Consider the following 22,141-nt stretch of genomic DNA (forward strand, 5'->3'; position numbering starts at 1 on the left):
CCTGGCTGGCTCGTTCTGTTGATGAGTTCCTAGGATCTCGGCCAAGTCTGAACGGATCGGGGTCCGAGCTCAGCATCACCTCGGCGTCTGGCAGCGCCTCAGCGCTCGGAGTGTGGTCACTCCGCCGAGGAGAACTCGGCAAAACTACGGATAATTCTCGGCGCAGTGACAACAACCTGGGATCGAGAATAGTGTGGGCCCCGTGGGGATCGAACCCACGACCCGCGGATTAAAAGTCCGCTGCTCTGCCAACTGAGCTAGAGGCCCCGCCCCATCACAATCTCAGTACGGAACCTGTGGATACATGGTGGAGACGAATTAATAGTAGAGCCACGCGGCCGCATTACTCAAACCAGTCCTCCGTGCCGGCGGCCCTGCCCGGCGCGGCTGTCCTCACTTCCCGAGCTCGTGCCGTTCGTCACCAGTGTAGGTGCGCGGAGGGCCGGCCGGGGACTCGAGGTCCTCGTCGTCGGTCGGTTCGACGACGGTGGACTCGATGGCCCTGTTCTTCCTCAGTTTCCCGACAAGCGCGGAGACGTTCTTCAGAGTCGCCAGCAGCCTGCGGTCCTTCTTCGGTGCGACGTATTCCGGGTCCGTCTCGATGGGGAAGATCGTAGGAGCGGCGCCGAAGGCCTCCTTCGATTCTCCCGATACCTGCCGTGCCATCTGCGAGTTCACCACGGCGCCGACGACCGCACCGATGCCGAAGGGCAGCAGCCGGCCGACCAGCGATCCTCCGGCGCGGGCGGTGAACTTGCGGATGAAGGTCTTGCGCAGCTTGCGCACCAGCAGATCGACCAGCGGAGAGGGCAGCTGCTTGGTCACGGTCGCACCCCAGCTGCCGAGCATGGAGTCCACGCCGCCGTTCTTCTTGCTGAAGCGCTGGACGAGATTCTTGCCGTCCTTGCCCAGCATCAGTCCGAGCACCAAGGCATTCGCCCGTTTGGCGTCCTGGACGGGCAGTCCGTGGATCTCGGAGACCGCTTGCGCGAACAGTGCCGTGCTCTCGAGGAACCCGGCGGTCTCGGCGCTGGCCACCCCGACGGCGGCGGTCGTGCCCAGTCCCGGGACGGCGGCGGTCGCACCGACCGCGGCGCCTCCCGAGGTCGTCAGCGTCAGATAGTGCCGACGAATGATCACGATGAGCTCTTCGGGAGTCGCCTCCGGGTGCTTGCGGCGCAGACTGCGCACATAGGCCAGGGCGACGGGCCGCTGCACCGACAGAAGCCGAGACAGCAGCGATTGCGCGTGAGGGTGAAGAGTGCCATCGTCATTGACCGCGAGCTTCGCCGCCTTGTCGAGGCTCTTCTTCGCCACGGATGATTTTGCCACGAGAGTTCCTCCTCGTATCGGTCACTCGCCTCTGTCGGTTACAGGCACGAATCGACCCTCAGTTTAGTCGGCGCCTCTGTGCGTCCGTCATGTGACTCCTGGCCGTCGGACGAAAGCGCATGCCGCCAGGCGGAGACGCTGTCGTGCGGCGGGATCCGTCTGGGCTCGCATCGCGCGTCACCACCCCGGCTGTGTGCCCTGCGTCCTAGTGTCCGGGAGGGCACACGGACTAGACTGCCCTGACCATGACACAGCGACCTTTCCACCGCCCCGTACCCCTGGCCGACTTCGATTCCGTCGGCTCCGTCGAAGACCCCGTCGCCCGTTCGGAGACCTCGCACGCGACCGCGGCGCTGCTGCTCGGCGACGCCGACGGCAACCGTGACGAGGCCGCGACCAGGCGTTTCGTCGAGCTCGCTGACGACATCGGCCTCGAGGTCATCGCCGAAATGTGGTCGGCCGCTCCCGCCGTCTCCGCACCTGGGGCTCTCTGGCGCCTCTACGCGCTGCGCCAATGGATCAAGACCGCCCCGCGGGAAGTCGCCGAGATGTTCGCCACCGGCCAGCGCCGGGTCACCGACGGCATCGGGTACGAAGAGATCCTCGCCGGAGTCGAACTCCCGGCCGGACCCGACGAGGTGGCCCGCGCGATCGACGAGATCCTCACCGGCGCCTTCCGCGGCGATGTCGTCATCGCCCTGCTGCGCGCTGCCGCCTTCGTCGGCATCTGCGCCGAAGGCACCGAAGCCGCCGACACGAGGACCCGCTTGCGCCAGCTGTCCCAGGACCTCTCCGACGCCGCCGTCGCCCATCGCCGAGGCGGCCTCGACTGAGAGCCGGACCGACGAAGACTCGCGCCCGCCGCGGCAGGGCAGGCGTTCAGCCGCGGACGCACGCGTGCCGCGGCACGGTTCCAAGCCCCGGCCCAGCCGACTCATTCCGTACGCGACTGTGAGATTTTCAACGGAGGAAGAGCCGCCTCGGCGGTGGACTCATGGGCATGAGCGAGTATCGTAGGGGGTGGCCTTCGGGCCACCGGACGCTGGATCGCTGAAGCCCCGGGCTCCAAATTCAGCCGCTTCGAGCGGCCTTCCGCCGAGAGGCGCTCTCGGTCCAGTGTCCGGCTCATACCACCCAGGCACCATGCACATTCGTCCGGCTCGTCCGGGCCCCGGGCAGGAGGAGCGCATGCGGCTCAAGCGGGTACCGCAGGACAGTGTGTTCTACGAACGGCTGTCCGATCTCGTCTCTCAGATGCGGCAGTGCAACCTGGTGCTCGCCGAACTCTCCGGAATCGAAGTCAGCCGACGCCGCGAAGTCGCCGATCGTCTCCGTGAGATCGGCGATCGTGCCGACGAGGACATGGGCGCGATGCTGCGGGCGCTGCGCGAGAACTACATCACTCCCTTCGACCGCAACGACCTGTACCTGCTCAGCCACCACATGCGCGATATCTGCCACCGCCTCCACGGTGTCGGATTCGTCCTCGCCTCGGAAGCCTTCGAACCGCTGCCCTCCGGTGTGCCTGAGACTCTGGCGGTGCTGTCGAACCAGACGGACCACACCTCACGGATGATCACCCGGCTGCCGAGCAAACTCGATCAGTGGGACTTCGTCGACGCGATCAACCGGCTGACCTATCAGGTCGAGACCCTGCAGTGGCGGATGACGGACGCGGTGCCGAACTCCAAACGCGGACTGACGTATATGGCCGCGGTAACCCAGCTCGGGCAGGCGTTCGTGCGGGCGGCCCACGGTTTCACCGAACTCGGCAAGGTCGTGGCCGCCATCGCGATCAAGGAGTCGTAGTCCGTGGAGCTTCTGTTGGTCGGAGTCATCGTCGCGGCGGTGATCTTCGCCGGCTCGAACGGATTCCATGACGCCGCACTCACGATCGGCAACGCCGTCGTCGGCCGCGCGCTCAAACCGGGATGGGCGCTCAGCCTGGCCGTGGTCTTCAACTTCATCGGCGCGCTGCTCGGAGAGGGCATCGCGTTCGTCGTGGCCAACCAGATCGTCATCTTCACCGGCAGCGCCGAGGTGATCCTCACCAGCCTGCTCATCGCCTTCGCGGCGGCGACCGTGTGGAGCCTGTTCACGTATCTTCTGGCCTTGCCGGTGTCCTCGACGCACTGCCTCATCGGCGGTCTGCTGGGTGCCGGCATCGTGTTCGGGTTCTCGGTCAACACCGACGAGGCGATGAACTCCGTGGTGTGGCCTCTTCTGCTGTCTCCGATCCTCGGGTTCATCCTGTCCTGGGCGCTGACGGCCCTCCTGTCGAAGCTCCTGGCCTCGGCACCGCCGAAACCGCTGTTCAGAGGCGCGAGGATGGTCGACTCGGTGCTCACGGCCTCCCTGTCCCTGGTCCACGGGGTCCAGGATGCCCAGAAGATCGCAGCACTGGTCATGGTCGGCATCCTCGCCGTCGAGGCCACCCCGCACGACGGCCTGTCCGTCGTCGAAGTGTCCTGGCCCGTGCGCATCCTCATCGCCGCCGCCCTGGCTCTGGGCACCGGGCTGAGCGGCTGGCGCGTGGTCCGGACCCTGTCCGTGCGGATGGTCAGACTCGACCCGCTCAAGTCCGCAGTCGCCGATGGGGCCGCCTCGATCCTCATGTACATCGCAGCGCTGATCATGCGGGTGCCGGTGTCGCTGACCTTCGTTCTGGGTTCCGCGATCCTCGGCACCCAGTACTCCGGTCGCAAGGGCCATGCCCGGGCCCGCTACTTCCTGCCGATGTTCGGCGTGTGGTTGTTGACGATCCCCGCCGCAGCACTCCTGGCAGCGATGATCGGCGGCGTCGTCAGATTCGTCAGCACCTGAAGTCCACCTCGAGACAACGGCGCTGTGCCGAGGCCACTGTGCACGCCCTCTGTGTCAGGCTGTCTTGTGACAGTTATCTGACAATATTGGCGGGGAGAGAAGTCTGTTATGTCTTTTGAAGTTCCGTCCCGTTCCTCGAGCCGCGGGCATTTCACCACGGCCCAGAAACTCGAGATCCTGGACGAATATGACAAATGTATCGAGATGGGTTCTAAAGCCCAGTTGGCTCGGACTGTCGGGGTCAATCCCAGAACGATCTATCAGTGGTTCGTGGACAGAGAAAATGGTTGCCTGACCTCGCGATCGGATCGGTTGAATGGCAATCCCAGTGACAACAAGCTCAAAGCCGCTGAGAAGAAGCAACTCACACAGCTGCAGGCCGAGAACGAAGCGTTGAAGGCCAAACTGGCCAAGTCTGAAGCTGCGGTCGATATCTTGGGAAAAGCGTCCGCGCTCTTGGAAGCGATGTCCAAGAGCGCGACCGCGACAGACCCGACGCTGCCCGAGGTCGAGGCGACCAGGCCGGACTGGATGAGCCCGCCACAGTAAAGGCAATCGGGTTCAGGTTCATCGGCGATCTGATCAGGGTCGGCTGGTCGATCACGGCGGCCTGCGAGTTGATGGGTGTGCATCGTACGAGTTGGTACCGTCACCAGAATCCGGCGGTCCCGGCCGGGGTGCAGGTGCCGCAGAAGGAACGCGACTACCCGAGTCGGATCACCACCGCCGAGGCCGATGCGTTCATGGCGCTGTTGAACTCTGAAGACTATGAGAGCCTGTCTGTCACCCAGGCGTATTGGCGGATGCTCGATGCCGGGCAGGTGCCATTCTCCGCGTCGACGGCTCACCGAGTGGTGGCCGCACACGGGCAGAACGGAGACCGTCGCGCCCAGCGCCGTGGTAACCAGCCCAAACGGCCTAAGCCGGTCCACGCTGCCTGCGCACCGAACCAACTGTGGAGTTGGGACATCACGATGCTGCGCGGTCCCGGCAAGGTCATCTATCGCCTCTATGCCATCATGGACGTTTTCTCCCGCAAGATCGTTGGCCACCGGGTCGAGACTTCCGAGAAATCCGTCCATGCTCAGACCATGATCGATCAGGCTGTGGCAACTAACCAGCAGTACCCGACCGTGCTACACGCCGATAACGGGGCTCCCATGCGCGCGGCAACGACTGTCCAGTTCGCTCAGTCGCTGGGGATCAAGCTGTCCTTTTCCCGGCCCAGAGTGTCGAATGACAACGCGTTTAGTGAATCGACGTTCAAGACCATCAAGTACCACTTGGACTTTCCCACCCGGTTCGAATCCATCGATCATGCTCGTGACTACATGGCCGCGTTCATTGCTGACTACAACGCGAACCACCGCCACAGCGGCCTGAATTATTACACTCCCAACGATGTCCATCACGGACGTACCGAGCTTGTCCGGGCCCGTCGCCAAGCCACTCTGGAGGCCCGTCACTGCGCGCATCCGGAACGATTCCACACCAGCCCCATAGCCGCTGGCCCACCGACCCACGCCGGCATCAATAGCCCAGAAAACACCGAGCTGTCACAAACAGCTTGAAATATACCGCACGCGCAGTGGCCTCGGGCCTCCACCCTTGTTTCGGCTGAGGCCTCGGCGCTGCGCAGTGGTCTCGGCGCTCCAGCGTTGTCTCGTGGGAGACCGTGTCGGGCTGCGGCAGCCTCGGCGACCGATCAGGCCCGCGGCTTGCGGCCGAAGACGATGCCGGTCGTGACCATGGCGACGGCGAGGACGAAGTGCAGCCAATTGTCGGCGGTGTTGAGCGGGACGAAGTTGCCCATCGACTCCATCGGCACGACGAGTCCGTAGATCCACAGCACGGCGTAGACGATGCCGCCGACGATGAGGTAGGCCTTGGCGAGCCCACGCGACCTGAATCCGAGCAGCCCGACGACGCCGAAGAGCAGGTGGACGACATTGTGGAGCACGGACACCTGGAAGAGTCCGAGCAGTGCAGCCTCGGAGTGGTGCCCGGCGAACATGATCGTGTCGAGGTTCTGCGTGATCCCCGGGACGAAGCCGAGGATGCCGACGAGAAGGAAGACGGCACCGAAGACGCCGGCGACGGCAGATACGGCGCTGCGCCCTGTGCGTGCGGAACCGGACAGGAGCGGGGACGCGGATGACTGTGAGGCTGATCCTGGCGTGGTCATGACAGTCCTTTCGACGAGAGGTTCTCTGTATCCGGTGATTCGGAGCCCAATCGGAAGCGGATGGGTGCTCGGTGAGAATTCTTCGCAGAGGGGCTGTCCCCGGTCCCGGCGGTCTCGCGCCGCCGACTGCTGGCAAGGCGAGCTCGTGTGACGATGCGGTGGCGCAGACGGCTGAGCCCCTACGCCTGCCTGCAGTTCTCATCGTCACCGGGATCCTCGAACATGAACAGGCTCAGCCGTTGCGCGGGCCGACCATTGCCGGATCGCATAGGCGAGAGGCCCTTGTCCGTCCGTGGGTCAGTCGGCGAAGGGCCCGTAGGGCGAGCAGGCTGCCTTTGCTGTTGCGTGGCATGTCTGTGAGAGTCAGGCGGGTGGACACTCGTCCTTCGAAGAGCGAGCGACCGCCTCGTCGCCGAGTTCGTCCGAGCATTCCGTGCGCCTCTCGACAAGGTTGCCGTGCTGTGAACTGAGCGTGCCGACCTCGCCGATACTCGGTCCTGAAGGCGGACGCCGTGAACCTGAGCTGCGACATGGTTCCTGCGGGTGGATCCGTCGTGACTTTCCTGCGTCAGATGGAAGTGGATCCACCCGCAGGAGACCGAACTCTCACCGCAGGCACCGGGCCCGCACAGCAGGCGGCCGCGCCAGGTCCAGCGAAAGCTGCCTGGCGCAGAGTTCAGATCAGCCGAAGCGGCCGGAGATGTAGTTCTCTGTCTCCTCCTTGTCAGGATTCGAGAAGATCGCCGAGGTCTCGTTGAACTCGATGAGCTTGCCGGGCTTGCCGGTTCCGGCGATGTTGAAGAACGCGGTCCGATCGGACACACGAGCCGCCTGCTGCATGTTGTGGGTGACGATGACGACCGTGTACTTGTCCTTGAGGTCGTTGACGAGGTCCTCGATCGCCAGCGTCGAGATCGGGTCGAGGGCCGAGCAGGGTTCGTCCATGAGCAGGACCTCGGGCTCGACGGCGATGGCGCGGGCGATGCACAGTCGCTGCTGCTGCCCGCCGGACAGTCCGGAGCCGGGAAGGTTGAGGCGGTCCTTGACCTCGTTCCACAGGTTCGCGCCGCGCAGGGCACGCTCAGCGAGGTCGTCGGCCTCCGTCTTCGACAGACGCTTGTTGTTCAGTCGCACACCTGCGAGCACGTTCTCCTTGATGCTCATGGTGGGGAACGGGTTGGCGCGTTGGAACACCATGCCGACCTCGCGGCGGACGTTGACGGGGTCGACGCCCGCGCCGTAGATGTCAGTGCCGTCCATGAGCACTTGGCCGGAGACGCTGGCTCCGGGGATGACCTCGTGCATGCGGTTGAGTGTGCGCAGCACTGTGGATTTGCCGCAGCCCGAGGGGCCGATAAACGCGGTCACGGACCGGGGCCTGATCTGCATTTCCACGCCGTCGACGGCTCGGAAGTCGCCGTAGAAGATGTCGAGATCCTTGATGTCGATCTGCTTGGACATTGTGTTTCCCTATCGTCAGGACCGTGAGGTCAGTATTGCAGAAGTCTGTGGTCGCCGCGGCACCCGCACGCCGTCCGGCCCATCAGCGGCCGGCCTTCGGAGCCAGAGCCTTGGCGATGAGGCGGGCCAGCAGGTTGAGCACCATGACCAACAGGACGAGCACGAGAGCGGCGGCCCAGGCGCGTTCGGAGCTGGCCATCGCGGCGGCGCCGGGCGAGACCGGTCGCAGCTGCGAATCGTAGATATAGGTCGGCAGCGTCGACATCCAACCGGAGAACAGGTTCCAGTTGAGTGTCTTCGCGAATCCGGCGGTGACCATGATCGGTGCGGTCTCGCCGATGACGCGGGCGATGGCGATGGTGACACCGGAGAGGATGCCCGACACCGAGGTGGGCAGCACGATCTTCATGATCGTCTTCCACTTCGGCACGCCGAGGGCGTAGGACGCCTCCCGCAGATCCATCGGCACCAGCTGCAGTATCTCCTCCGTATTGCGCACGACGATGGGCACCATGAGCACCGACAGTGCCACGGCCGCAGTGAAACCGGTCTTCGCGATCCCCGCCGAGGCGGGCATGAGCACGTTCGCAATCGTCGAGAACAGCGCGAAGGCGAAGAGGCCGGCGACGATCGAGGGAATGCCGGTCATCACGTCGACGAGGAAGGTGATGGCCCTGCCCAGTCGGTTCTTGCCGGCGTACTCGACGAGGTAGATGGCGGTGAGCACGCCGATGGGGATCGAGATGATGCAGGCGGCGACCGTGATGAGCACGGTGCCGACGATGGCGTGGTAGAAGCCGCCGGCGAGGCCGGCCTCCCCGGCGACGTACTGCTGATCGAGCACGCCCTTCATCCCGAGCATGGTGCGGGTGAGCAGGTCGCCGCTGATCGCGGCGCCTCCCTTGGACACGGTCAGCCATAGAAGCGAGATGAGGGGAACGCATGCGAGGACGAAGGTCGAGGTGACGACGGTGGTCGCGACCCGATCGACCGCTTTGCGGCGGCCTTCGTAGGAGACGGAGACCACAAAGGTGGCGACCATATTGATCAGGCCGGCGAGGATCGCGACGACGGGGATGTTGAAGCCGCCGAAGGCGATGAGGCTGATGACGGCCGCGAGGACGATCGAGGCCGCGGCGACGACCCAGGGGGTCGCCTTGGGAAGCTGCTTCGAGGTCAGTTTCGCGGGTTTGGCGATGGCGGTGTCCGCAGTGGTCACAGTTCTCAACTCCCCTTCACCGAGGTTCTGGCGACGATGGCGCGCGCCCCCATGTTCACCAGCAGGGTGATGACGAAGAGCACGAGGCCGACCGTGATGAGTTCGGACAGGCGCAGACCCGCGGCCTCGGGGAAGTTCTGCGCGATCTCCGAGGCGATGGTCTGGTTGCCGCTGACGACCAGCGAGGCGGTGAGGACGCCGGGGGAGAGGATCATGGCCACGGCCATGGTCTCGCCGAGCGCGCGCCCGAGTCCGAGCATGGTGGCCGAGACGATGCCGGACTTGCCGAAGGGCAGCACGGCCATGCGGATCATCTCCCAGCGGGTGGCGCCCAGGGCCAGGGCGGCCTCCTCCTGCAGGCGCGGGGTCTGGAGGAAGATCTCACGGGTCAGGGAGGTGATGATCGGCAGGATCATGATCGACAGGACCAGTGAGGCGGTCAGAAGTGTGCGCCCCGTCTGCGACACGGAGCCGTCGGCGGCGGGGGCGAAGATCGGGATCCACCCGAACCACTTCGACAGCCACAGGTAGAAGCCGGTGAGGTTGCCGGCCAGCGCGATGCCCCAGAGGCCGTAGACGACCGAGGGGATGGCCGCGAGCAGATCGATGACATATCCGAGCATCGGGGCCAGCCTGCGCGGTGCCATGTGCGTGGTGAACAGAGCGATGCCCAGAGCGAAGGGAGTCGCGACGACGAGTGCGATCGCCGCCGAGAGGAGTGTGCCGATGACCAGCGGCCAGACATAGGAGAAGAAACCCCTGCCGCCGGTGATCTGCGAGGGGTCGCTCAGCTGGGCGGCGATCGTGTCCTTCGACTGTGCGAGCAGGAACAGAGCCACTCCGGCGAGGATGAGCAGGATCAGGATGCCGGCGATGAGCGTGGCGGCCGAGAAGATCCGGTCGCCGGGGCGGACGACAGCCTTCTGTCGTCTGCCCTCACGGGCCGCAGCCGGTGGCTGAGGCTCGGCTCCTGGTGGGGAGTCGGGCCCGGTGGAGTCCGACTCGGTGATCTGTGTGCTGGGCGGCACAAGTGCTCCTCACGTGACTTGTGGTGGAACCCGGGGGGCCCACAGGCACCGAAGAGCGGCGCAGGGACTCTGCGCCGCTCCCGGGTGGTTATTCTTCGAGGTCAGAGGCTGAATTCAATGGAGTTGGCGATCGCACTCACTCGGCGACCTCGATCGAGTCGATGACCTCTTCGATCTGCGACCGCAGTTCGTCCGACAGCGGGGCGGAGCCAGCCGATTCCGCGGCCGACTGCTGTCCCTCTTCGGAGACGACGAACTTCTCCCAGGCCTTGACCATGTCCACGGTCTCCTGATCCTGGTAGGAGGAGCAGACGAGGTGGTAGGAGACGAGGACGATCGGGTAGGCCCCGGACTCGGAGGTGTCGCGGGCCAGGTCGAAGGCCAGATCTCCTTCGCCGCGCCCTTCGACCTTCTCCGAGGCGTCGACGACCTTGGACGCCGCCTCGGGGGAGAGCTCGACGAACTCGTCGCCGACCTTGACCTTGGCGGTCGAGAGCTCGCCGACGGCCGAAGCGTCCGCATAGCCGATGGCCCCGTCGGTGTCCGAGACGGTCTGGATCACGCCGTCGGTGCCCTGGGCGGCTTCACCGCCGTAGTCGGACGGGAAGTTGCCGTCGACCTCGGCGTCCCAGGACTTCTCTGCCGTGGCCTTGAGGTACTCGGCGAAGTTCTCGGTGGTGCCCGAATCATCGGCGCGGTGGACGGCGGTGATCTTGAGATCGGGCAGATCGGCATCCGGATTGTCGGCCTTGATCGCCTCGTCGTTCCAGTTCGTGATCTCGCCCTTGAAGATCTTCGCGATCGTGTCGGGGGAGAGGTTGAGCTCGTCGACTCCCTCGATGTTGAAGGTCACGGCGATCGGGGAGATGTAGACGGGGAATTCGAAGGCTCCGTCGGCTCCGCAGGTCTCCTGTCCGGCCGTGACCTCGTCGTCGTCGAGGTGGGCGTCGGAGCCGGCGAACTGAGCATTGCCGGCGAGGAACTGCTCACGGCCGGCACCCGAGCCGTCGGGGGAGTAGTTGACGGTCACACCGGAGTTCTGCGAGGTGAAGTCGGCCGTCCAGGCGTCCATGGCGGCCTTCTGGGAGGAAGCGCCGATGCCGGTCAGGGTGCCCTGCAGATCGCTGTCGCCGCCGCTGGCCTCCTCGCCTGTGGCCGAGGCTCCGCCGCAGGCCGAGAGAGTGAGGGCGCCGACCGCGAGGATCGCTGCGGCAGGGGTGAGATGCTTCATCTTCACGAAGATGCCTTTCATGTAGTGGACACGGCTCGAGAGATCTCGATCGTTCGTGGTCCACGCTAAGGAGCAGGTGTGAAATGCAGGGAGTGGGAACGTGAATGTCAGATGAATGAGGATTGAAGGATCGGGACAGTCCTGAGCGCTGGGTCACAGTCCGGACGGATTCGTGAAAGGATCGTTGCCAGCCCGGCCCGTTCCACCCGCCGAGGCAGCCCACCCTGTCCGCGTCGCCGAGACAGCCCACCCTGTCCGCGCCGCTGTCACAGCGGTCGGCTCGCGGGCACGCGGGCTGAGGATCGTCGATCCCTTGTCTGCGCCCGGTGCCGTGCCTACGGTTCATCCATGATCTGTCCGCCGACCCCGCAGCCACGCGACCCCGCGGCCCCGCAGCCCCGGGGCAACGCGGCCCCGCCACCGGGCGGCTCAGCGACTCGGCGCGCGAATCGAGGCAGGAGGGCCCCATGCGCAATGACCATCGCTATGTTCTCGGCGAGTCCGAGAACGAACACTCACGGCTGCGTGACCAATCGGTCGTGCTCGATCCGCTGACCCGGAGTCTGCTGATCGATGCCGGAATCACCGAGGGGATGAGGGTGCTCGACATCGGCACCGGCTCCGGAGCCGTGGCCGCGCTCGCCGCGGACCTCGTCGGCAGTCACGGGCACGTGCTGGCCATCGATCGCGACCCCACCGCCCTCGACGGGGCACGAGCCGTGCTGGCCCGGCACCCGCAGGTCGAAGTCGCCGAGGCGGACCTCGCCGGACTCGACCTGGACGGGGAATTCGACGCGATCATCGGCAGAGCCGTTCTCATGCACCTGTCCGAACCCGTCGAGACTCTGGTCACCCTCGCGCAGCATCTGCGCCCGAACGGTCTGCTGGTGATGCACGAATTCGACCTCGTCCACGAGTGGGCGAGCGTGAACACACCGCTGTGGGAGCGGGTGAGATCGCTCGTTCTGACCGGATTGGACGCCGCCGGCGTCCACATCCGAATGGGCTCGGAGCTCTTCGCCGCGTTCCGCTCCGCCGGTCTGCCCGACCCGCACCTGACCATGGGCGCCCCCGCGGGAGGCGGCGATCAGGCTCCGAGCTTCGGGTGGGCGAACTCCCTGACGGCACTGCTGCCGTACCTCGAACAGCAGGGGATGGTCTCGGACGGGGAGTTCACCGCCGATTCGCTCACACAGCGACTCGATGACGAGATCGATGCCGCGAACGCGACTCTGCTCGGCCCCCTCCTCTTCGGAGCCCACTGCACAGTCCCCCGAGTCCCAGGCCGGCCTCAGGAGTCGATGGGGCGGACGCGTTCGATCTCGACGATGCGCGGGATCGGTCCGGGCCGGACATACGCGATGAGCACCTCACCGGGCTTGAGGTAGGGATCGTCCTTCGGCAGCTTCGCCACTACCCGCTTCGGAGCATGGGCGGCGTAGATGGAGAAGATCGTCGGCAGCACCGGTCGATGCGTGCAGTAGATGACGGGCCGCCCCCTGGTCAGCAGCTTCTCAATGAAGCGCGCGGTCTTCGCCGGATTCGCCGAGGTGGCCTTCTCACTCAGCGTGGGCACCTTCTTGATCGAGCGGCCGGTCGCCGCCGACAGCGGGGCCAGGGTCGCCATGCACCGCTTCCACGGGCTCGAGATCAGCTTCTTCGTCTCCCAGGCGCTGAGCAGACCGGTCAGGGCCATCGCCTGCCGGGTGCCGAGTTTGAGCAGCGGCCGCACGTGCTCGGTCTCATGCCACTTCGACCGGGGAAAGGCCTTGCCGTGACGGACGAGGATGAGCGGCCAGGCCCGCAGCGCATCGGTCGAATCGTACTTGATCAGGGCGTCGAGCTGCTCCCGATCCGAATAGGACGTCAGCTTCGTCCTGGCCTTCTCGACCGGGAACCACTTCGCCCGGTCGACCTCCCGCTCATTCATCGGGGCGAAGGCGGCATCGCCTCTGACCTCGGCCGACCAGTAGAAGACCTTCTTCGTGTTCTTCCCACCGACCTTGTACTCGGCCGTGGGCAGCGGAATGCCGAGCCGGATGTCGAGGCCCGTCTCCTCCTTGACCTCGCGCACCGCGGTCTCGGGCAGGGTCTCCCCGGGATCGACCTTGCCCTTCGGCCAGGACCAGTCGTTGTACTTCGGACGGTGGATGAGGACCACTTCGAGGCCCTTGGACCCGTGCCTCCAGCACACGGCTCCCGCGGCGAGCACATCGGCGGTCACCCGGGAGGACTTCTGCGCCGAGGCGACCGAGGACGGGCTCACGCCTCATCCCCGATCCGTCGGCGCTGGCGATGGCGGCGGATGAGCTCGGTCTGGTAGTCGATGAGGGCCGTTCCGTCCTCGTCGTGGGTCCGACGCGTCCACTTCCCGTCACCGGCGAGTTCGAACGCCGAGGTGGACTCGGCGAAGGCGAGGTCGAAGAGGTCGATGATCTCGGCCCGGTGACGGTCGTCGACGATCTCGACGAGCGTCTCGACCCGCCGGTCGAGGTTGCGGTGCATCATGTCCGCCGAACCGATGTAGACCAACCTGTCGCCGTTGTTGCCGAAGACGAAGGCCCGCGAGTGCTCGAGGAACCGACCGAGCACCGAACGGACGGTGATGTTCTCACTCAGCCCCTCGATGCCCGGCCGCAGGGCGCAGATCCCGCGGACGAACACCTCGACCTTGACCCCGGCCCGTGAGGCCCGGTAGAGCGCATCGATGATGGCCTCGTCGACGATGGAGTTGACCTTGATCCGGACCTCACCGTCACCGCCGGCCTCGGCGATGGCGATCTCGGAGTCGATGAGGTCGATGAGTCCCGTGCGCACCGAGATGGGAGCGACGAGGAAGCGCGAGTACTCGGACCGCGGGGCGTAGCCGGAGAGCTGATTGAACAGTTTCGTCAGATCATCGGCCACGGCCGTGTCCTTCGTCAGCAGTCCGAAGTCCTCATAGCCGCGGGCGGTCTTCGGGTGGTAGTTGCCGGTGCCGACGTGGCAGTAGCGAGCCAGGCCCTCGGCCTCCTGGCGCACGACCAGGGACAGCTTCGCATGGGTCTTGAGCCCGACGATGCCGTAGACGACGTGGACGCCGGCGCGCTCGAGCTTGCGCGCCCAGGTGATGTTGGCCTCCTCGTCGAAGCGGGCCTTGATCTCGACGACGGCGAGCACCTGGATGCCGGCCTGCGCAGCATCGACGAGGGCGTCGATGATCGGGGAGTCGCCGGAGGTGCGGTAGAGCGTCTGCTTGATCGCGAGCACGTTCTTGTCCGCGGCGGCCTGTTCGAGGAAAGCCTGGACGCTGGTGGAGAACGAGTCGTAGGGATGGTGCAGCAGGATGTCTCGGCTGGACACCGCGTCGAACACGTCGACCTGGTCGCTGGATTCGCGCAGCGAGAGGTCCTTGTTCATCTGCGGGACCATCTTCGGGAAGTGCAGATCGTCGCGGGCGACATCGGCGATATCGGACATGCCCGACAGGTCGAGCGGTGTCGGCAGGTGGTAGATCTCGGAATCGTCGATGCCCAGTTCGTCCTTGAGCATCTCGAGCACCCGGGGGTGGATGTTCTCCGTGATCTCCATCCGCACGGCGGGTCCGAAGCGCCGGCGCAGAAGCTCCTTCTCCAAGGCCTTGAGCAAGTTCTCCGCATCGTCCTCCTCGACCTCGAGGTCCTCGTTGCGGGTGACGCGGAAGGTCGAGTGGTGGATGACCTCCATGCCCTCGAACAGAGTGTCGAGGTGTTCGGCGATGATGTCCTCGAGCGCGACGAAGCGGGCGGGCACATCGCGTCCGGCGGGCCGGCCGGTCGCCTCGGCGACGTTGAAGAACCGCGGCAGGCGCGGGGGCACCTTGACTCGGGCGAAGAGCTCCTTGCCGGAGCCCGGATAGCGCAGGAGCACGCCGAGGTTGAGCGAGAGGCCCGAGATGTAGGGGAACGGGTGGGCCGGGTCGACGGCCAGCGGGGTGAGGACGGGGAAGACGTGGCCGAAGAAGAATTCGTCGACCCGTGCCCGTTCGTCCGCGCTGAGCTCATCGACGGCGACCTTCGAGATCGACTCCGCATCGAGGCGCGGGCCGATGTCGTCCTTGAGCAGAGCCGCGTGCCGGCTCATCAGCTCGTGGGCGCGGACGCCGATGGCATGCATGACCTGCGCGGGCATCCGGCCGGTCACGCTGGGCACGGCCAGGCCGGTGTTGATGCGGCGCTTGAGCCCGGCGACGCGGACCATGAAGAACTCGTCGAGGTTGGTCGCGAAGATCGACAGGAACCGCACCCGCTCGAGCAGCGGGATCTGCGGGTCCGAGGCGAGGTCGAGGACGCGTTCGTTGAATGCCAGCCAACTGAGCTCCCGGTCGAGGAAGCGGTCGGCCGGTTCCGGCAGACCCAGCTCTTCGCCGGCTGCTGCGATGTCGTACAAAGGCCTACTCCTTCCCGCTCGTCGTCACCGGCGCGTAGGACACGTGCGCGACCGCGACATGGAATCCCAGCCGCTCGTACAAGTTTAGCGCCGGGGCGTTGTCCGACTCGACGTAGAGTTCGACGACCCGGGCTCCGGCTGCGAGCATCCTCCGCATGCCCTCGACCGTCAGCGCCCTGCCCACGCCCTTGGCGTGGACGTGCGGATCGACGCCGACGACATAGACCTCGCCGAGGCGGCCCTCGGTCTGCGTGTCCGTGAGCTTGATCTGGTGGAAGCCGATGATCTCGCCGTCGCGTTCGGCGATGACGACCGACTCGGGGTCGAAGTCGTCTGCGGTGACGATCGCGTCGATGTCGGATCGGGTCTGCGAGCCCTGCTCCGGATGCCAGTCGAAGGCGGCGTTGTTGACCGACAGCCAGCCGTCCTCGTCGCCGGGGGCGAAGGAGCGGATCTCCACGCCCTCGGGCGTTCGAGTCGCCGGCAGGTCGTCGGGGCCGAGGTCCGCATCGGTGCGCATCTGATAGAGCACGCGGTCGCGGCTGAGTCCGTGCTTGTCCGCCAGGCGGGCCGCGGCCGGGTGGTCGCCGTGGGACCAGCACCAGGCCGCGGGCTGCTCGGCCAGGATGGTCGTGAGCAGCTGTTCGCCCAGACCCTGTCCGCGGTGGTCGGGGTCGATGAGGAATTCGGCGGCGTGCCGCTCCCCCTGCTTCGCGCGGATGCCGTAGCCGATGAGCTCGCCCGCGTCATCGGCTCCGCCCGCGCCTCCCGCGCCGTCGGATCCTCCCGCATAGACACGCCACACGCTCGAGGCGGTCTGGGCCTGATCGGCGGTGTCCTCCCCGGTGGCGATGGCCATCAGTCCGCCGGAGATCTCGGCCGCGCCGTCGGCGGCGGCCACGCTGTCGAGGAAGGCGACCTCCGCCTCGGTGAGGGTGTCGATGGCGGTTCCGGTGATCGCTCCACTGGCCTGGATTCTCATGCCTTCACGTCCTCTGTGCTCGTTGCGTTCTCGCGCCCGTCTGCGTCTCCGCCTGCGGGGGCTCGGAATCGCCGTCCTCGGTGCCGGTGACGCTGTCGGCGCTGAACCGGTAGCCGACGTTGCGCACGGTGTGGATGGCGTTCTCGAGGTCTTTGCCGAGTTTCGCACGCAGGCGACGAACATGCACGTCAACGGTGCGGGTGCCGCCGAAGTAGTCGTCTCCCCATACGGCCAGCAGGATCTCATCGCGGGTGAAGACCCGTTCGGGGTGCATGGCGAAGAACTTCAGCAGCGCGAACTCGCGATAGGTCAGATCGAGGCTGCGCCCGCCGAGGTCGGCGGTGAACGCGGTCTCGTCGATGCGCAGGGTGCCGGTGACGACGATCATCGGCTCACCCTCGGCATTCCACGGCCCGCCGTCGCCGCCGCGGGCACCGGCCGCACCGGAACCCGACAGGCCGCGTGCCGTGCCCGGGACACCCCACGGCTGGGTGCTGAAGCCCGCGCCGAGGCGACCGCCCGTGCCGGTGCCGCCCGACTGGGCGGAGAGATGGCGGTCACGGGCCACGCGCAGCCTGGCCTCCACCTCGGCGGGGCCGGCGGTGGTGAGGAGGAAATCGGCGACGCCCCACTTCGCCGAGGCGGTCGCCAGCCCACCCTCGCCGAGCACGACGACGATGGCGGCGGTGATGCCTGCGGCACTGAGCGCCTCGGCGATGCGCGGGGCCAGGGAGAGATCGAGGCAGGCGTCGACGATGACGACATCGGGTGTGAGGGATTCGCGGTCGAGCGCTGACAGCTGCTCGGCACCGCATCGGTCGATCCGATGTCCCAGGTACTGCAGCGATTCGGGGGCGAGGGGATGATCGAGGCGGGCCGTGGGGCAGATGTGCAGAATCCGCATGTGCTGCATCCACCTCCCCGGCGCCCGACGTCTGAGTCAGAGTATAGCGAGGTCCGGGTCGTGCGCGCGCTGAGCGCGGCGGGGTCGAAATCGCGAATGCGCGATCAGATGAGGCACGATAGTCCTGTGATCAGATGGATTCGAGTAGCCGTCGCCCTCGTGCTGGTGCTGGCCCTCAGCGCTTCCGTGTACTGGGGCTATACGCTGTTCCTGCTGGCGACCGGACTCATCGTCCTCGGCGTCGCCTACGGGTGGCCGCGCCTGACGGACTCCCCGCAGCCGCGGGCGACGTCGATCATGCTCGCACTCTTCGGGGTGGCCGGACTCGTGGCCGCATGGCGGGACTCGGCGGCTCCCTATCTCGACTGGCTGCCCGTTCTGGCCGGTCTCGGGCTGCTGTGGACCTTCGTCCAGAACCTCACCCGCGGCATCGGCGCCTCCTATGCGGTGGCCAACGTCTCCGCCCAGGTCTCCGGCCTCGTCATCGTTCTGTCCGCCAGCACCTGGGTCGCGGCGATCACGATCCCCGGGGACAAGGAGGCCATCGTCATCGGCCTCGCCGCCCTCATCGTCGCCCAGTGCATGACCGCCCTGCCGTGGCCGGCGATCTACACCTCGCCGCTGGCCCTGGCCATGTCCACCGCGGTCGCCGGGATCCTCTCGGTGCTCGTCTTCGACGATTCGATCTCCTGGCCGGCCGCGCTCGTCCTCGGCGTCATCATGGGTCTGCTCGTGGCCGCCGTCGACCGGATGCTCGGCCTCATCGCCTATGCGAAGTTCCAGGCGGCCAACCTCGAGGCCGCGCAGAACATCGAACTGAAGAAGAACGTGGAGAAGGCCCGCAGCTTCGCCGTGCAGCTGGCCCTCGGAGCGGCCCCGATCGCCCTCGGCGGTGTCGTCGTCTACGCCCTGGAGCGCGTCGCGCTCTGAGGAACTGTAGACTGGAGGCATGGAAAATCTTGTCGCACTCGAAATCGTCTTCTCCAGCCTCGTCGGCCTCGCCGCCCTCGGCGCCCTGGGCGTGGGGGTCAAGGTCGTGACCGCGCTGTTCAAGGACAATCGCTGATCGACGATGATCGAACTTGATGCCTCGCTCCATCCGGAGCTCGTCCCCCTGTCCTGGCTCATCGGGTCCTGGGAAGGCGTCGGTGTCGTCGGCTATGCGGACACACCTGAGAAGCAGTTCGGTCAGCGCATCGACTTCGCCGCCCACGAGGGCACCCCGTTCCTCCAGTACACTGCGCATGCGTGGCTGCTCGACGAGGCCGGGGAGCTCGAATCGACCCTGACGCTGGAGACCGGAATCTGGCAGCTCGTGCGCGAGCACGACGAGGGCGACGTGGGTCCGGGCATGATGGTGCCCACCGCGGAGCAGAGCTTCACCTCCGCCGCCGCGGTCGAGACCCTGCGCACGAACGACGACGCCTTCGAGATCGAAGTCGAGATCGCCCATCCGCACGGCGTCATGGAACTCTACGCGGGAACCGTCAGAGGCCCGCGCATCGACCTGGCCACGGACGTCGTGGCCCGAACGAAGACCGCGAAGGAGTACACCGCCTCGACGCGGATGTACGGCCTCGTCGGCGGCGAACTCATGTGGGCCTGGGACATGGCAGCCATGGGCCACGAACTCGCCTCGCACTCCTCTGCCAGATTGAAGAAGCTGTCCTGAGATGTCTGATCCCGTGTCGCCGAACCCCGTTCCCTCTGATTCGCCGTCGCCGGGCGAAGAGAATCCCTCGGCCGAGGCGACCGTGCGCCGGTCCTCGCTGGCCCGACCGCTGAGCTCGACGGCGGTCATGGGGGCCGGAGTGCTGTCGGAGACCCCGTTGCACTACGGTGCCTCCCTGCGCGAGCAGCGCGTGCTCGAAGAGCAGGACGGCCTCGTCGACCTCCCGCACCTGCGGGTGCTGCGCCTGAGCGGCCCGGACCGTCTGACCTGGCTCAATTCGATCACCACGCAGAAGATCGACACGCTCGCCCCAGGCGTGTCCACGGAGACCCTCGTCCTCGACCCGAACGGCCGGATCGAGGGCTGGCTCAAGATCGTCGATGATGGTGAGGCCCTGTGGGCGATCAGTGAGCTCAACACCGATCAGACGCTGGACTTCCTGCGCAAGATGGTGTTCATGATGCGGGTCGAGATCGACGACCTCAGCGACGACTTCCAGTGCTTCGGCGCCGTGACCGCCCTGCCCGAGAAGCTGCCGGTGACCCAGCTGTGGGCCGACCCGTGGCCGCACATCGGCGTCGGTTCGGCCTCCTACGCCCAGATCGACCTCGGCCTCGAGGTCGCGGGCACGGACCATCCCGGGCTCGAGACCCCGTTCGTCATCGGCATCGTCAAGCGCACCGACCTGCAGGGGCTGTCGGCCAAGGACTTCTCCATGGCCGGCTTCGACGCCTGGGAGGCGCTGCGGATCGCGGCCTGGCGCCCGGGCCGCAGCGAGATCGACCACAAGGCGCTCGTCGGCGAACTCGACCTGCTGCGCACGGCCGTGCACCTGGCCAAGGGGTGCTACCGGGGCCAGGAGGCCGTGGCGCGGGTGCACAACCTCGGCCAGCCGCCCAGGCGTCTGACCTTCGTCCACCTCGACGGATCCGGGCACATCGCCCCGGACCCCGGTTCCGATGTGCTCGCCGAAGTCCGCGGCTCGCAGCGGTCGGTGGGCACTCTGAGCTCGGTGACCGTGCACTGGCAGCTCGGACCGATCGGTCTGGCCGTGGTCAAGCGCAACCTCTCGCCCGAGGCGGAGCTGAGCTTCGAAATGAGTGACGGGGACCGCGTCGTCGGCGCGCAGGAGACCATCGTCGCCCCCGTGCGCGAACACGAACGGGTTCTGCCGGCACGGAACAAGGACGTCGACATGCGGAACCAGAACCGCTGATCCCAAGCTGCGTCATCGGCGCCCGAGGACGACGGAATCCGCACCTTCGCGGCCGCGGATTCCGGCCATCTGCCCAGCCTGCGGACGACAAGTGACAAAACGCGTCATGAACCCCTATTGTTCCCCTTATGACAGCTTTGGAGATGGGCGGCGAAGCGCTGCCGCAGGAACGTAAGATCGTCACCGAGATCCCGGGACCGAAGTCCCGTGAACTCGAGGCACGTCGCCAGTCCGCCGTGGCCACCGGTGTCGGTTCGGCCCTGCCCGCCTATGTGGTCGCGGGCGGCGGCGGCATCCTCAAGGACGCCGACGGCAACCAGCTCATCGACCTCGGCGCCGGCATCGCCGTGACCACGGCCGGGAACTCGAACCCGCGCGTGGTCGAGAACGCGAAGGCCCAGCTCGAGTCGTTCACCCACACCTGCTTCATGGTCAGCCCCTACGAGGGCTACGTCGAGGTCGCCGAAGCCCTCAACCGTCTGACCCCGGGCGACCACGAGAAGCGCACCGTGCTGCTCAACTCCGGCGCCGAGGCGGTCGAGAACGCCGTGAAGATCGCTCGCGCCCACACCGGCCGCGATGCCGTCGTCGTCTTCGACCACGCCTACCACGGTCGCACCAACCTGACCATGGCGATGACCTCGAAGGCCGCGCCCTACAAGGCCGGCTTCGGACCCTTCGCCGGTGAGGTCTACCGGGCCCCGATGTCCTACCCGTTCCGTGACAATGAGGCCGCGGGCACGAAGGTCAGCGGTGAGGACGCGGCCAAGCGCGTGATCAATATGATCGAGAAGCAGCTCGGCTCCGAATACGTCGCCGCGATCGTCATCGAACCCATCCAGGGCGAGGGCGGCTTCATCGTTCCGGCCGAGGGCTTCCTGCCGACGCTGGTCGACTACGCCCGCGAGAAGGGCATCGTCTTCGTCGCCGACGAGGTCCAGGCCGGCTTCGCCCGCACCGGGAAGATGTTCGCCTCCGAATGGGAGGGCATCGTCCCGGATCTCGTCTCCACGGCCAAGGGCATCGCCGGTGGTCTGCCGCTGTCGGCCGTGACCGGGCGCGCGGACATCATGGACTCGGTCGGACCCGGCCGCCTCGGCGGAACCTACGGCGGCAACCCCGTCGCCTGTGCCGCGGCCCTCGGCGCAATCGCCGCCTACGAAGAGGACGGCCTGGCCGCCAATGCCGAGCACATCGGTGAGATCCTCGTCGACCGGCTGACGAAGCTGCAGTCGAAGTACCCGGAGATCGGTGACGTCCGCGGCCGCGGTGCGATGATCGCCGCCGAGTTCGTCGAGCACGACTCGATCGAGCCGAACCCGGATCTGGTCAAGAAGATCGCCGACTACTGTGCGAAGAACGGCGTCGTCGTGCTCACCACGGGCACCTACGGCAACATTCTGCGCTTCCTGCCGCCGCTGACGATCTCCGACGAACTCCTGCATGACGCCTTCGACGTCATCGAGGCGGGCCTGGCCGAACTCCTCGGCTGACCACCCGCCCGAGAGCTGCCTGACGGCGGCGCGGATGCCACGCGAGGCATCCGCGCCGCCGTCAGCCGTTCGCAGGGACAGCCGCCGTCAGCCGTTCGCAGGGAAAGGGGCCGGCACTTCGCAGGGGAGGAGTCGGCGCTTCCAGGTGAAGGGGCCGGCGCTTCCAAGGGAGGAGCGGGCGCCATTGG

Annotated in this window: 20 protein-coding genes and 1 tRNA gene; 10 read left to right on the plus strand and 11 right to left on the minus strand. The window is 66.5% G+C overall.

Annotated features, from left to right (window positions below):
- Window positions 1–194 precede the first annotated feature (194 nt).
- Window positions 195–267: transfer RNA gene (locus IG171_RS00080), tRNA-Lys, on the minus strand.
- Window positions 268–393: 126 nt separating this feature from the next.
- A complete protein-coding gene (locus IG171_RS00085; protein WP_249203867.1) occupies window positions 394–1,332 on the minus strand; it encodes a hypothetical protein in 939 nt (312 codons plus the stop codon).
- Window positions 1,333–1,577: 245 nt separating this feature from the next.
- Here IG171_RS00085 and IG171_RS00090 point away from each other — a divergent pair, with 245 nt between their 5' ends.
- The 5 genes from IG171_RS00090 to IG171_RS00110 all read left to right on the plus strand — a co-directional run bounded on the left by IG171_RS00090 (window position 1,578) and on the right by IG171_RS00110 (window position 5,726).
- The gene (locus IG171_RS00090) at window positions 1,578–2,165 is read left to right on the plus strand and encodes a hypothetical protein (protein WP_249203873.1); all 588 of its coding nucleotides are present in this window, start codon (window positions 1,578–1,580) and stop codon (window positions 2,163–2,165) included.
- A 310-nt stretch (window positions 2,166–2,475) separates the two neighbouring features.
- Window positions 2,476–3,141: a DUF47 domain-containing protein gene (locus IG171_RS00095; protein ID WP_249203875.1), complete on the plus strand. Its 666-nt coding sequence runs from the start codon at window positions 2,476–2,478 to the stop codon at window positions 3,139–3,141.
- A gap of 3 nt (window positions 3,142–3,144) precedes the next feature.
- A complete protein-coding gene (locus IG171_RS00100) occupies window positions 3,145–4,155 on the plus strand; it encodes an inorganic phosphate transporter (protein WP_212128932.1) in 1,011 nt (336 codons plus the stop codon).
- A gap of 108 nt (window positions 4,156–4,263) precedes the next feature.
- A complete protein-coding gene (locus IG171_RS00105) occupies window positions 4,264–4,704 on the plus strand; it encodes a transposase (protein ID WP_212127466.1) in 441 nt (146 codons plus the stop codon).
- Between the two features lie 71 nt (window positions 4,705–4,775).
- Window positions 4,776–5,726: an IS3 family transposase gene (locus tag IG171_RS00110; RefSeq protein ID WP_249203629.1), complete on the plus strand. Its 951-nt coding sequence runs from the start codon at window positions 4,776–4,778 to the stop codon at window positions 5,724–5,726.
- A 134-nt stretch (window positions 5,727–5,860) separates the two neighbouring features.
- Here IG171_RS00110 and IG171_RS00115 read toward each other — a convergent pair whose 3' ends face one another.
- From IG171_RS00115 to pstS, 5 genes are all read right to left on the minus strand, one after another.
- Entirely contained in the window at window positions 5,861–6,340 is a 480-nt protein-coding gene (locus tag IG171_RS00115) for a DUF4383 domain-containing protein (RefSeq protein WP_212128933.1), read from the minus strand.
- 681 nt (window positions 6,341–7,021) lie between these two features.
- Window positions 7,022–7,801, minus strand: coding sequence for a phosphate ABC transporter ATP-binding protein PstB (gene pstB, locus IG171_RS00120; protein WP_212128934.1), 780 nt, complete (start codon window positions 7,799–7,801; stop codon window positions 7,022–7,024).
- Window positions 7,802–7,883: 82 nt separating this feature from the next.
- The gene (gene pstA, locus IG171_RS00125; RefSeq protein WP_212131441.1) at window positions 7,884–9,020 is read right to left on the minus strand and encodes a phosphate ABC transporter permease PstA; all 1,137 of its coding nucleotides are present in this window, start codon (window positions 9,018–9,020) and stop codon (window positions 7,884–7,886) included.
- Between the two features lie 5 nt (window positions 9,021–9,025).
- Window positions 9,026–9,916, minus strand: a complete 891-nt coding sequence (pstC, locus tag IG171_RS00130) for a phosphate ABC transporter permease subunit PstC (RefSeq protein WP_212131442.1) — start codon at window positions 9,914–9,916, stop codon at window positions 9,026–9,028.
- 268 nt (window positions 9,917–10,184) lie between these two features.
- A complete protein-coding gene (gene pstS / locus IG171_RS00135) occupies window positions 10,185–11,279 on the minus strand; it encodes a phosphate ABC transporter substrate-binding protein PstS (RefSeq protein WP_249204368.1) in 1,095 nt (364 codons plus the stop codon).
- Window positions 11,280–11,746: 467 nt separating this feature from the next.
- On the opposite strand from pstS, the gene IG171_RS00140 reads away from it, so the two are divergent.
- Window positions 11,747–12,667 carry a methyltransferase domain-containing protein gene (locus IG171_RS00140; protein ID WP_212128936.1) on the plus strand — a complete coding sequence of 307 codons (921 nt, stop codon included), beginning with the start codon at window positions 11,747–11,749 and terminating at the stop codon, window positions 12,665–12,667.
- Here IG171_RS00140 and IG171_RS00145 read toward each other — a convergent pair.
- Genes IG171_RS00145 through IG171_RS00160 form a run of 4 tightly spaced genes read right to left on the minus strand, consistent with a single transcriptional unit; the run spans window position 12,571 to window position 17,572 of the window.
- Window positions 12,571–13,545 (minus strand): NUDIX hydrolase, encoded by a 975-nt coding sequence (locus tag IG171_RS00145; protein ID WP_212128937.1) that lies wholly within the window; start codon window positions 13,543–13,545, stop codon window positions 12,571–12,573. The genes IG171_RS00140 and IG171_RS00145 overlap by 97 nt on opposite strands.
- A complete protein-coding gene (locus IG171_RS00150) occupies window positions 13,542–15,686 on the minus strand; it encodes an RNA degradosome polyphosphate kinase (protein ID WP_212128938.1) in 2,145 nt (714 codons plus the stop codon). Before IG171_RS00150 ends, IG171_RS00145 begins: the two co-directional genes overlap by 4 nt.
- A 4-nt stretch (window positions 15,687–15,690) precedes the next feature.
- Window positions 15,691–16,668 carry a mycothiol synthase gene (mshD, locus tag IG171_RS00155; RefSeq protein WP_212128940.1) on the minus strand — a complete coding sequence of 326 codons (978 nt, stop codon included), beginning with the start codon at window positions 16,666–16,668 and terminating at the stop codon, window positions 15,691–15,693.
- A gap of 4 nt (window positions 16,669–16,672) precedes the next feature.
- A complete protein-coding gene (locus IG171_RS00160; RefSeq protein WP_212128942.1) occupies window positions 16,673–17,572 on the minus strand; it encodes a winged-helix domain-containing protein in 900 nt (299 codons plus the stop codon).
- A 126-nt stretch (window positions 17,573–17,698) separates the two neighbouring features.
- Here IG171_RS00160 and IG171_RS00165 point away from each other — a divergent pair, with 126 nt between their 5' ends.
- The 4 genes from IG171_RS00165 (at window position 17,699) to gabT (ending at window position 21,953) form a co-directional block, all read left to right on the plus strand.
- The gene (locus IG171_RS00165; RefSeq protein WP_249203877.1) at window positions 17,699–18,502 is read left to right on the plus strand and encodes an ammonia permease; all 804 of its coding nucleotides are present in this window, start codon (window positions 17,699–17,701) and stop codon (window positions 18,500–18,502) included.
- Window positions 18,503–18,644: 142 nt separating this feature from the next.
- Complete coding sequence (locus IG171_RS00170; protein WP_212128944.1) at window positions 18,645–19,244, plus strand: FABP family protein; 600 nt, start codon at window positions 18,645–18,647, stop codon at window positions 19,242–19,244.
- A 1-nt stretch (window position 19,245) separates the two neighbouring features.
- A complete protein-coding gene (locus IG171_RS00175) occupies window positions 19,246–20,460 on the plus strand; it encodes a folate-binding protein YgfZ (RefSeq protein WP_212128946.1) in 1,215 nt (404 codons plus the stop codon).
- Between the two features lie 128 nt (window positions 20,461–20,588).
- Window positions 20,589–21,953 (plus strand): 4-aminobutyrate--2-oxoglutarate transaminase, encoded by a 1,365-nt coding sequence (gene gabT, locus IG171_RS00180; RefSeq protein WP_212128948.1) that lies wholly within the window; start codon window positions 20,589–20,591, stop codon window positions 21,951–21,953.
- The last annotated feature ends 188 nt before the right edge of the window (window positions 21,954–22,141 follow it).

Source organism: Brevibacterium sp. SMBL_HHYL_HB1 (genome assembly GCF_018208375.1).
In the GTDB taxonomy this organism is placed as follows: Bacteria; Actinomycetota; Actinomycetes; order Actinomycetales; family Brevibacteriaceae; genus Brevibacterium; species Brevibacterium intestinavium.